This window comes from bacterium (assembly GCA_035703895.1).
Lineage (GTDB): Bacteria > Sysuimicrobiota > Sysuimicrobiia > Sysuimicrobiales > Segetimicrobiaceae > Segetimicrobium.
This window is the reverse complement of the sequence record DASSXJ010000128.1, coordinates 1-10,585: the sequence shown is the minus strand read 5'-3', so window position 1 is coordinate 10,585 and position 10,585 is coordinate 1. Positions and strand designations below refer to the sequence as shown.

Annotated in this window: 9 protein-coding genes; 2 read left to right on the top strand and 7 right to left on the bottom strand. The window is 66.3% G+C overall.

Features of this window, described 5'->3' with window-relative positions; all coding sequences use genetic code 11:
- Window positions 1–96: 96 nt before the first annotated feature.
- From VFP86_08760 to VFP86_08750, 3 genes are all read right to left on the bottom strand, one after another.
- Window positions 97–1,404 carry an extracellular solute-binding protein gene (locus tag VFP86_08760; GenBank protein HET8999720.1) on the bottom strand — a complete coding sequence of 436 codons (1,308 nt, stop codon included), beginning with the start codon at window positions 1,402–1,404 and terminating at the stop codon, window positions 97–99.
- 91 nt (window positions 1,405–1,495) lie between these two features.
- A complete protein-coding gene (locus VFP86_08755; protein HET8999719.1) occupies window positions 1,496–2,251 on the bottom strand; it encodes a GntR family transcriptional regulator in 756 nt (251 codons plus the stop codon).
- Window positions 2,252–2,383: 132 nt separating this feature from the next.
- Window positions 2,384–3,187: an SDR family oxidoreductase gene (locus tag VFP86_08750; GenBank protein ID HET8999718.1), complete on the bottom strand. Its 804-nt coding sequence runs from the start codon at window positions 3,185–3,187 to the stop codon at window positions 2,384–2,386.
- A 134-nt stretch (window positions 3,188–3,321) separates the two neighbouring features.
- On the opposite strand from VFP86_08750, the gene VFP86_08745 reads away from it, so the two are divergent.
- Window positions 3,322–4,290, top strand: a complete 969-nt coding sequence (locus tag VFP86_08745) for a hypothetical protein (protein HET8999717.1) — start codon at window positions 3,322–3,324, stop codon at window positions 4,288–4,290.
- A gap of 40 nt (window positions 4,291–4,330) precedes the next feature.
- Here VFP86_08745 and VFP86_08740 read toward each other — a convergent pair whose 3' ends face one another.
- From VFP86_08740 to VFP86_08725, 4 genes are all read right to left on the bottom strand, one after another.
- Window positions 4,331–6,379, bottom strand: a complete 2,049-nt coding sequence (locus VFP86_08740; GenBank protein ID HET8999716.1) for an HD domain-containing phosphohydrolase — start codon at window positions 6,377–6,379, stop codon at window positions 4,331–4,333.
- A gap of 2 nt (window positions 6,380–6,381) precedes the next feature.
- Window positions 6,382–8,082, bottom strand: coding sequence for a hypothetical protein (locus VFP86_08735; protein HET8999715.1), 1,701 nt, complete (start codon window positions 8,080–8,082; stop codon window positions 6,382–6,384).
- The gene (locus VFP86_08730; GenBank protein HET8999714.1) at window positions 8,063–8,572 is read right to left on the bottom strand and encodes a sigma-70 family RNA polymerase sigma factor; all 510 of its coding nucleotides are present in this window, start codon (window positions 8,570–8,572) and stop codon (window positions 8,063–8,065) included. The genes VFP86_08735 and VFP86_08730 overlap by 20 nt, the downstream gene beginning before the upstream one ends.
- Window positions 8,573–8,841: 269 nt before the next feature.
- Window positions 8,842–9,849, bottom strand: a complete 1,008-nt coding sequence (locus tag VFP86_08725) for a Gfo/Idh/MocA family oxidoreductase (protein ID HET8999713.1) — start codon at window positions 9,847–9,849, stop codon at window positions 8,842–8,844.
- A 145-nt stretch (window positions 9,850–9,994) separates the two neighbouring features.
- On the opposite strand from VFP86_08725, the gene VFP86_08720 reads away from it, so the two are divergent.
- On the top strand, window positions 9,995–10,585 hold a 591-nt coding region (locus tag VFP86_08720; GenBank protein HET8999712.1), incomplete at its 3' end, for an ABC transporter substrate-binding protein.

Here is a 10,585-nt window from a genome sequence, read left to right as displayed (position 1 = left end):
CCCACTTCCTCCCTCGCGTAATGCCTTACGGCACGGCAGAGGGCGCCGTCGCTCCGGCGTCCTCTGCCCGTGTTGCCGTTGTCGTGCGCGGGTCGCCTATCCGGCGTCCAGATCTGTCTGCCACTGCTTGATCAGCGCTTGGATGGCCGCGTGCGGGCTCGTCTGCTTTGCCCAGACGGGATCCATCGTCTTCGCGGCGAAGCCGCCGCCGGTATAGATGGTGAAGTCAGGGCCGGCGCTCACCGGGATTTCGCCGACCACCGCGTTGGGCATCCCGTCGATGAAGGCGCCGCGCACCTTCCAATCGTGCCCGGCGGTCTTGTAATCGGACCGCGCCAGGATGGACTTCCGGACCGACGCGCCCCGTCCCTTGGTCGTCCAGAGGAAGCTGTTGTCCGACAGCCACTTTATCGCCTGCGCGGTGGCGTCGATCCGGCTCTTGTCCTTCTGCTCGTACATCTCGAGCCCGCCGAGCTCGAAGTAGGTCGAGCGGTCCTTGCCGACCTTCGGCATTTGGAAGGAGATGAAGTTGAGGCCTCCCTGGACGTACCCGTTGAGCGTCCACGGGCCCGTCAGGAACATCGACCCCTGACTCGTGCCGAACGCCTTGTACCGGTCGGTCACGTCGCGCGTGGACACCTTGTGCTTGTCGTAGAGGTCGAGTACCCACTGCGCCGCCTGTTCGCCCGCCTCTGGGCTGACCCCGGCGTGCTTCAGGTCGGGGCTGGCGCGGCGGAAGCCCATCTGGTAGGCGACGATGCCCCATGTCACGGTCGTCTGCACGCCTGCCCCGGTCATCAGGAACCCGGACCGGGTGACTTTGTCGCCCTGGCGCTGGGTCATCTTGTCGGCCCAGGCGATCAGCTCGTCCCCTGTCTGGGGCGGCTTCGTGGGGTCGAGCCCGGCGGCCTTGGCGTGGTCGACGTTGAGCAGCACTTGGAGACTCATCGCGTCCATGGGCATGAGATAGACCTTGCCGGCGTAGCGGGACGCGGCCAGGGATTGCACCGTGAAGTCCCCGACATTGAAGCCGGCTTTCTTGAAGACGTCATCGAGCGGGAGGACCACGCCCTTCTTGACCCAGTCGGCGCGCAGGCCGGCCGTGCCCCAGCCAAAGTCCGGGGCGTTCCCCGTCGCGGCGGAGGATAGGACCTTCGTACCGTACTGATCGTCGGGGACGACTTCCATTCTGATCTGGAGGCCCTTGTCCTTATGGGCCGCGTTGAAGTTGTCGATCATCTGTTTCCAGATCTCACCGTCTGAGGCGGTGAGCCAGCTCCAATGCACGATTTCCAGATCCTTGCCGATCACGGCGGGAGCGCCGGCAAACTTCCTGGCGGCAACCGCTCCGGCCACTCCACCGATCACTTTCAGGGCCGTGCGACGGTTCATGCGGGACGCCATGAAGCCCCTCCTTTTCGTTGGTGCGTTTCACCCCGGACTGTGAGCAGGGACATCGACGACGCCGACTGATCCCTCATCTGGTCGTCAGCCATCACCTCCTTGGCCGGCGCACCGGCCGGAGCCCAACTCCGACCTCCCGGTCGGTGCCCGCGGGCGCACCGCCCCTTGCCCCGGCGCCCGCCGACCGCGCATGGGCCTCCATGCTGCGAAGCAGATAGGTGCCCGCATCGATGATGTGCCTGCGCACGCTCTCCTCGGCCCGCGCGGGATCGCCCGCCGTGATGGCGACCAGGATGGCGCGGTGTGTGAGCTCGTCCAGTTCGAGGTCCGAGTGATAGAGGATCGTGTTCAGGATGAACAGGCGGGTTTGAAACCGGAGGCCTCTGAGCACGTCCCTGACCAGCGCGTGATCGCTTCGCTCGCACATCACCCGGTGAAACTCCATATCCGTCGTGATGATCTCGAACAGATCGCCCTTGCGTTCGAGGTCGCCGAGCCGGCGCACCAGCGCATCGAGCTCGTCCAAGTCCGACTGCCGGTACGCCTGGCGTTCCATGGCCAGCCGGACGGCGTATGGCTCGAGTTGCGCGCGCAGAGTGTAGATCTCCCGTGCCCGTTTGGCGGACAACTGGGTTACGAAGGCGCCTTGATGCGGGATGATCTCGACGAGGTTCTCGTCCACGAGAAGCCTGAGCGCCTCGCGCACGGTCCCCCGAGAGATGCCCAGGGACTTGCTGAGCTCGACCTCATGCAGGGGCGCGCCGGGCAGCAGCTGCCCGCGGACGATCGCTTCGCGGATGTGGTCCGCAACGGTGGCGGTCAGGGTGGGGGGTCGAACGAACTGCACCGCGTGGGGTGGCATCCTACCTCGCGTTCAATCTTCCTATTGTCGGACAATAGACAGGATGCATGGTCTCATGCTAGCAGGCTCGGGCGACAGCGTCAATTCGCGCGCGGAGGCGAGGCCCCCCGCACAGCGTCATGCCGTTTGTCGCGACGTGCCGAGTCTCGGCGTGAAGGGGGCGTTCGTCCGGCCGCAGTGTGAGCCGCCGGTGACCTCCAAGTTCGCTCCGGTGACCCACGGGAGACGGTCCGATGCGAGGGCCAGCACGGCTTCCGCGACGTCGTCGGGCACGCCGGTGCGCCCCAACGGCGTCATCTCGATCATCAAGTTCAGGTAGGGATGGCTGCCTTCTCCGCGACGCAGCGCCGTCTCCGTGACGAGGCCGGGGGTGACGGCGTTGACCCGAATGCCAAACGGGCCGAGTTCTGTGGCCAAGACATGCGTCAGCATATTGATCGCCGCCTTCGAGGCGCAGTACGCTGACGACCCCGGCCGGCCTGAGGTGGCCGCGCCGGAGGAGAGGTTGATAAGGGTGCCTCGGGCCTCCCGCGCCACCATCTGGCGGGCTGCGGACCGGCACGTCAGGAAGCAGCCCTGCGTGTTGACGACAAACGGCGACTGCCAGGTGGCCAGGTCCATCTCCAGCACGGGGACGTTCGGGGAGATCCCGTGACTGTTCACCAGGATGTCGACCGGGCCCAGGGAGGCGGTGATGTCGGCGAGCACGCTGTCCACGTCCGCCTCGATGCTCACGTCTCCCGCCAGCGCCACCCCGCGCCCTCCCGCCGCGCGCACGCTCTCCAGAACCCGCTCCGCGCGCGGTCCATCGATATCGGAGATCCCAATCGCAGCGCCCTCGCGGGCGAACGCGTGGGCGATCGCCCGTCCGATGCGCCCGCCGCCTCCTGTCACCCAGACGACCTTGCCGGTGAACTCCATGCGCCTACGCCTCCGTGACGGTAGCGATCTCAGCGGTCGAGCTTCGTCGCACGCCACCCTATCCCCCTCCTGCTCCGCGCAGGAAGTCTGGTTGTCGGACGGAATCACATGTCACTCTCTTGGGGAAGGGGTGCGTGATTCCAATGACCCGGCCCGCCGTCACGATCGCCACTCGAGCGTACGATTATGTGTTTCCGCTCGCCTTGGGCGAGGTCAAGGCGGAGGGCGCGGACTTGACCATGATCCTCGCGTTTGACGCCTTGGAGCGGTTCCGCACCGACCCTGCCATTCACGGCGGGGAAGCGTCGTTCAGTCAGTACCTGCACCGTGTCGCCAGCGGAGACCGCTCGCTCGTTGGGCTGCCCATCTTCATCATGCGGGAGTTTCGTCACCGCTGCTTTTTTGTGCGCCGCGACAGCGATCTCACCGACGTTGCCCAGCTGGCCGGGCGTCGGGTGGCGACGGACGCGTGGAGCGCGAGCGGGAACACTTGGAGTCGGGCGATCCTGCGCGAACGAGGGGTTCCCCTCGACGGTGTCCGGTGGCTCGTGGGTCCGGTCGATCCCGACGACCCGTCTCGGCCCACGACGGATCTGCCCGCCGGTGTCGAGGCCGCCCCGCGGGGACAGGCGCTGAGCGAACTCCTGCTCGCGGGAGAGATCGATGCCATCATGTGCCCGTGGCCGCCGCGTGCGTTCTACGGGGCGGAGTCGGGGCTATCGCGTCTGTATCCCGACTACCGCGCAGCCGAGCGAGAGTATTACCGCCGCACGCGAATCTTCCCGGCGCATCACGTGGTCGTGCTCCGCCGGGAGATCGTCGAGGAGCACCCGTGGATGGCCGGCAGCGTGTTCCGCGCGTTTGCGGAGGCGCGGGAACGGTCCGAGCGGAGCCACCGGGCGCTTCACGAATCGAGCCCCTGGCTCCTCGCGGATCTCGAAGAGCAGACCGCGCTGATGGGGGACGGTTTCAAACCGTACGGCTACCGAGAGAACCGCGCGATGGTCGCCGGGTTCTGTGAGGAGCAGTTTGCGCAGGGCCTGATCCGGGAGCCACTGGACCCCGACGCGCTGTTTCGGGACTTCGAGGAGTTGAGCGGGTAAGGGAACGGTTCGGACGTCGATCCGCGCGCCGGCGCCGTCTCTACGCCGTGAGGCCGAGGGCTTCGGTGTGGCTCTCCGTCGCGTTGGCCTGGTCTTTCCAGCCCCCAGTGTGCGGATCGAAAATCTCGATGCGCGTAAACACTTCCACAATCTTCGGATCGAACTGTGTCCCGGCACAACGGACGAGTTCCGACTCCGCCTCTTCCTTGGACTTCGGGGTCTTGTACGGACGCTCATCGATGATGGCACTGAAGGCGTCGACCACCGCCAGGATGCGGGCCCCGAGAGGGATCATCTCCGCGCGAAGGCCGTCGGGGTATCCGGTCCCGTCCCACTTTTCTTGATGGTGGCGGACGATCTTGGCAACGCCGCGCATGCGCTCGATAGGAAGCAGGATCTCCTCCCCGACAACCGGATGCCGCCGCATGATCGCCCACTCCTGCTCCGTCAACGGTCCCGGTTTGCGCAGGACGCCGTCGGGTGAGCCGATCTTGCCGATATCGTGAAGCAGGGCCGCCCAGCGGATGTCCTTCACCTCTTCATCGGGGAGCCCCAGGGCCCGGGCCACCCGATCGGCCAAGGCGGCCAGGCGTTCACTATGATCCCCCGTGTAGGCGTCCCGGGCGTCCATCGCGCGGTTAAGCACGAGGACCATTTGGATGTATGCTTCCTCGAGATTGTGATGCAGCGCTTCCAGCTCATGCGTGCGGTCGACCTGCGCCTCGTAGAGGCGGGCGTTTTCGAGTGCGGTTGCGGCCTGCGAGGTGAAGGTATGGAAGATTTCTTTTTCGAGGTTCGACCAGCTGTGCGGCTCGGCATGATAGCATGAGACCTCGGCGATCACCCGTCCCTCGTAGATAAACGGCCATGTGCCGAGAGCGCGATAGCCCTGCTCCGTCACCCAACGCCGGACGGGATCGCCGGGGGGCAGCGTCAACACGTCCGTCAAAAGGGCGGGACTGACCCCAGGCTTCTCGTTGGGAATGGCGGAGTCGGGAGGCACTCCCTTCGTCCACGGGCAGCGCACGGTCCCATCGGGCTCGAGCAAATAGACGGCGCCCCCGTCGGCTCCGCTCAAACTGAGAGCGGCATGGCCGATTGCCGCCGCCACCTCTGTCACCGACAACGGGCGATTCAGCGTCTCGCTCAGGGCAACCAGGCGCTTCATCAGATCGGCGTGCTGCTGTGTCTCCCGGAAAATGCGAAGACCTTCGGCGGTCGCCGCGACCTGTTCACCGACCGCGGCGGTCAGGGCTTCCTCTTCCCACGTCCACGACCGGGGGTACGCCGAGGCCACGGAGAGCGCGCCGATACACCGACCTTCGGCGAATATGGGTACGGTGATGGACGCCCGAACACCAATGTGCATCCACCGCTCGGCCAGCGGGTTCGATCCATCTTGAGGTCCGCTGTGCCAGTCCGCCACGGTGAGAGGGGAGGCCTTCTGGCCGGCCTGCTGTGCGGCCTCCACGATGACCCCACCGATCTCGGGAGACAGGCCGCGGACGACGTAATGGTCTCCCGCCCAGATCCCACCCACACCCAGCTCCAGCGCCTTGAGGATGTGATCGATGGCTACCGTCAACAGCAAGGGGAGATCCGGTGCGGCGTCGGCCGCCGCGATGATCGCGTTCAACGCTTCGAGATGCGCGGCGCGCTGCTGGGCTTTCTGGTCGGTTTGTTTCCTGAGGCTGATGTCCCGGCCGATTCCGTGCGCCCCAACCGCCTGCCCGTTTCGAGCGATGAGCCGTGCGCCCACCTCTACGGGGATCCGGCGGCCGTCCTTTGTGATGAACTCCAGTTCGTAGGTCGCGGGGCTGACGCCCTTGGCCATGTGATCCATCATTCGCAAGACGGCGGCGAGGCTCTCTGGGGCCACGACTCGTCCGATGTGCGATCCGATCAACTCCTCCCGCGAGTACCCCGTGAGGGTTTCACCCGTTCGGTTTATCGACGTGAAATTCCCAGCGAGATCGATCGTGTACACGAGGTCGCCGGCGTCCTCGAACAGCTCGCGGAAGTGCTCGGCGTGCTGCGGAGGATTTCCCTCCTCGCGCGAACGATCGGCGACGGGACGATACCGTCTCATCGTTAGTGGCTACCGTTCCCTGCGCCACTACTGCTACCACCACCGCCGCCCCCGCCACTGCCGCCGCTGGTTCCACCTACGCCGCCGTTCACGTTGACGCCGCCGCCGTTCACGTTGACGCCGCCGTTCACGTTGACGCCGCCCCCGCCGGCATTGACGTTCGCTCCACCACCCGCGGCGCTCCCACCGCTCCCGCCGGAGCCTCCGGCATTGACGTTGGCCCCTCCGCCAGCGCCGACCCCACCATTGTTGGTGGAAGCGCCGCCATTGACGCTCGCGCCCCCGCCAACGTTCACCCCGCCGCTGCCGGTGGAAGCGCCGGCATCGACGGTCGCGCCCCCGCCAACGTTGACCCCGCCGCTGCCGGTAGAAGCGCCGGCATCGACAGACGCGCCCCCGCCAACGTTGACCCCGCCACTGCCGGTAGAAGCGCCGGCATCGACGCTCGTACCTACGCCAACGCCCACCCCGCCATTGCCCGTAGAGACGTCGTCGTTGATCGTGGCCCCTCCGCCAACGGTGCTCCCGTTACTGGAGGGGGAGCCCCCGCTGCCGTTGGATCCGCTGCCTTGGCCGTTGGGACTGGTCTTGCCGCCGGCGCCGGACGTTGCACCCCCTGCGACGCCCGTACTGGTAGGCGTGCTCACCCGGGGCGTGGGCGTGGTCATCCAGATGGGTGTTCTCCCTGATCCGCCCGTGCCGGTCTCATCGTTAGCGACCTTGCCGGCCACGGAATTTGGCGCGTTCTTCTCGACACGTCCGTTGGGCCCACCGCCGCCGCGGGTGGTCTGGTCGTCGGCGGCTGCCTTGCCCACGAGATCCGAGGTCGTCACTCCCTCCGGCAGCATCCCGTCCGTCTGGAGAGCGTACGCAGCCGTCGCCACCGCCGCCACCCAATCCCCACGGGAGGCCATGTTGACCGTGAGCCGTCCTTCGGTTGCCCGCGCTGCGCTCACGGGCACACGGGAAGCGCTCACCTGGGCGAACACTCCAGTGGCCTTATTCAGCGCGAGCGTGCACCCACCCGGCGCGCAGGCAAACGTCCCTTTCAGTTCTCCAAACTTCGCGCTTGCCGGGGTGGAGAGCCCCGCGAGCGATACCACGAATCGCCCACATGGCCCTCCGGTGCCGCACGTCTCTGCCGCGGTGAGCGTCAACGTGGTGGGCAGCCCACCAATCTTGCCGTTCGCCGCCCTCGTCACTCCGCCCGCGGCTGGGAGCTCGACCGCCGGGAACTGGTAGCCGAGCGCATACTGGCCAGGATTGGGGTGGCCGGGGAGAAATACTCCGCGTGCCTGGTCCAGCACGAGCCGGAGACTATAGACCGGACTTGTGGGGGGAACGAGGGCATTGAGCGCCCCAGCCCCGAGGCCGAATGCCCCCACGACGACTACCGCCACCGCTGCCATGCTGAGCCAGAGTCCCGCTCGGCGCCACGGCGCCCGACCGGCGGCTGCATACCGATGGGCCTGGTCTGCGGTCGCGAGGAGCGCGCGTCGAACCGCAAGCCGTCCCTCGGGGAGCGGCATCCATTGACTCGCCGCCCGAAGCCGCCGTGCCGCATCCCGCAGCTCGGCGATCTCACGAGGCGCTTCGACGCCTGAGCGGTGTACGGATGTGTCTTTGTCCAGCAACTCGCGAAGGAGAATTTCGAGCTGGGACTCACCTACAGGATCACGTCGCTCAGTCGCGAAGCTTGGCACCTTCGTCCGCCTCCTTCCAAAGCGCCCGGAGCGCCTGGAGCGCCCGAAGCTGTAGGCTCCGCACGGCCTCTTCGGTCTTGCCCATGAGCCCGCCGACCTCTCGTGCACTCAGCCCTGCAATCACGCGCAGGAGTAAGACCTGCTGATGCTCCGGGCTCAGGGCATCGACACAGCGCCAGATCATGCCGCTCTCGATCCGGCCGAGCACAAGTTCCTCCGGGTCCTGTTCGCCCGCCGGGCCGGCCTCTACGACGGCATCCTCGGTTCGTCGCTTTCGGAACGACCGAGTAGCGAGGTGGTCGGCGATCCCGATCAGCCAGCTGCCGATTTGCCTTGGTTCAGTGCCTTTTTGCAGGGTAGTGAGCGCGGTCGCGAACACTTCCGCCGCGATCTCCTCTGCCGCGTCCCTCTTCCGGAGCCGCCACAGGAGATAGCGAAAGACCCGCGGGTACTGGACATCATAGAGACCGGCGAAGTCCTCTCGAGTCACGTCCGTGCTCCTTCCTGTCACCTAGTGCCTGTAGATCTAGTTTCGTGACGAAAGATCATCCGAACGGATGACCGTTTTCTCGCCGGGTGATCGATGCCTACTATGTAAATGCCTGATTTGGCGAAGACGTAGGCCCATTCTGCGTGAACATTCCCTGTATCTTTCGAGCTGAGAGGACGCGGGCGAGATCCGGCGGCGCGCCGGCCCCTGTGGTCGCCGCGCATGACAATGTTCTCGGAGATTACGGAGAAGTTCGCCCTAACAATCGATCACATCTCGACCGGCTGATGCCGCTTCGCCGACTCGATCACGGCCTCGGCGATCCGGACCGCCAGGAGCGCATCGTTGGGGGTGATGAGCGGCTCCCTCCCGTCGCGCACGCACGCGAGGAAGTGCCGCATCTCGTGGACGAACGCGGCCCGTAGTTCATGCTGCACCACCGGCATGAAGACGGTGTCCGGATACGTTGTTCGATCCGCTGTGGCGAGGGTGATCCCCCGGTGCAGGAGATCCACGTCCAGACGCCCCTCGCTCCCCTGGACCGCACACCGCATGTCGGATCGGGTGGGATGTCCGGCGGGGAGAATCCACCCGGTCTCGCACGCCGCAAGCACGCCATTCTCGAAGGTAATGAGCGCCCAGTTCGTGTCCTCGACATCGTACCCCAGGGTCTGGAGGACGCCCCACTGCGACTCCGCGTACACGCGTCTGGGCTCGCTCCCGGCGAACCAGCGGACGATGTCATAGTCGTGGACGCCGAGAAACAAGGGAAGCGAGCACCGGCCCTTCAGGCGCTCCTGAGCATGCTTCCCACCCAAGCGCCGGGTCTGCAGGTATCTCACCGATCCGATCTGGCCCTCATCGACGATGTGCTTGGTGATCGCGTACTGCGTGGAGAACCGGAGCACGTGTCCGACCATCAAGATGGCGTTGCCGCGCTGCGCGGCGATGATCCTCATCGCCGCGGCGGCGGAATCGGCGAGCGGCTTTTCGACCAAGACGGCCTTGCCGCGCTCGAGGGCCGCCACGCAGGGCTGCACGTGGGCATCCTCCGGCGTGGCCACGACGATCGCCTGGACGTCCGGGCGGGCGATCAACGTTTCGTAATCGCGATACGCCGGCACCCCGAACCGTTCAGCCCCCGCCCGGCCCGCGGATTCCACGATGTCCGATACGCCGACCAGGCGGGCGCCGTCGAGCTGGGTGCAGAGTTGGGCGAAGCTCCGTCCCATGAACCCCATCCCGATGATGCCAATGCCGATGCGGGCGTTCTCCATGGTCCCTCCCGAGCATGACGGCGTTGGACGACAGCATAGCAGAGAAGCGGTGACAAAGGGATGCCTCGCGGATCGGGGCGAACCTATGTCGTGCGGGGCCGGCGTTCACGTGGCTCGCGCGGAGGACAGAGGGGGAGGTCGGGGGATGCGAAGGCCACACGTCCTGGTGCTTGCTGCCATTGCGGTCGCCGGGCTCTTGGCGACCGCCTCCGCTCAAGGCATAAAGATCGGGGGCCTGCTCCGGGCGGCGCTCGACCTCGACCCTCCCACGATGGACCCGCATCTCTCGGGTTCGGCGGTGGACCGCCAAGTGTACCAGAACCTCTACGACAAGCTGGTGGACATCGACGAGAATCTCGCGATCGTGCCCATGCTGGCGGCGTCGTGGACGATCAGCCCGGACGGTAAGACCGTGACGTTCAAGCTCCGCCAGGGGGTGAAGTTCCACGACGGGACGCCGTTCAACGCGGAGGCCGTCAAGGCCAACTTCGACAGGATGCGGGACCCGAAGTTCCCCTCGGCGCGGCGAAGTGAGATCGCACCGGTCGCCAATGTCACCGCGGTCGACCCCGCCACGGTCCAGCTCACCCTGGAACGGCCGTACAGCCCGCTGCTCTATGTCCTCACCGATCGGGCCGGGATGATGTTGTCTCCGGCCGCTACGCAGAAGGAGGGCCTCAATTTTGCGCTGCGCCCGGTGGGAACCGGTCCGTTTGTCTTTGTCGACAAGGTCCCC